The following is a 564-nucleotide window of genomic DNA, read 5'->3' as shown; positions in this document are numbered from 1 at the left end:
GGAGGACACAGTGCGCCCCACCCCTTACGGCTGAGAGGCCGGCGTGACGACTACTTCTTGTTGCGACGCTGGATGCGCGTCTTCTTCAGCAGCTTGCGGTGCTTCTTCTTGGCCATCCTCTTGCGCCGCTTCTTGATGACAGAGCCCACGGGACCTCGCTCGGCATTCCGGTGATGTGCAGGAGGCGGGCGTGCCGCTGGCGAGCATCGCTCGTAACGCGCGCACGGTCCGCCGCCCAAGGGTACCGCTGTACCAGGCGGGGTCACGCCGGTGGGCCGCCCGGTGGGCCGCGCACTGGGCGCACGGAGCCGAGCGCCTGGCGTGCGGAGCGCGCAGCCTCGCGGGTGGAGCCTGCGGCCCGGCGTGCGGGGCCTGGCGCCGCGCGTCGCGCGGCGCCCGGCACCGTTTCGCACCGGCGGGGCGGCCCGGTGGCCGTTGTGGCCACCGCCCGTCCCGCCCGGTGTCCGGACAGTCGAACCGGTCCTCGTCTTGCTCCCCCAGCTTCGGGGCGGCTCTTGCGAACCGTCCCGACGCCCCCTGCACGGCCGGGTATGGAGTAGGCGG

1 protein-coding gene is annotated in these 564 nt (G+C 73.2%); it reads right to left on the bottom strand.

Annotated features, from left to right (window positions below; translation table 11 throughout):
- Nucleotides 1–50: 50 nt before the first annotated feature.
- A complete protein-coding gene (locus ACTWPP_RS45125; RefSeq protein WP_018654693.1) occupies nucleotides 51–149 on the bottom strand; it encodes a 30S ribosomal protein bS22 in 99 nt (32 codons plus the stop codon).
- Between the last annotated feature and the right edge of the window lie 415 nt (nucleotides 150–564).

It is taken from the genome of Actinomadura sp. 3N407 (genome assembly GCF_052245875.1).
In the GTDB taxonomy this organism is placed as follows: domain Bacteria; phylum Actinomycetota; class Actinomycetes; order Streptosporangiales; family Streptosporangiaceae; genus Spirillospora.
Note: the sequence above shows the minus strand (reverse complement) of the source record. Positions and strands in the feature narration are given on the sequence as shown.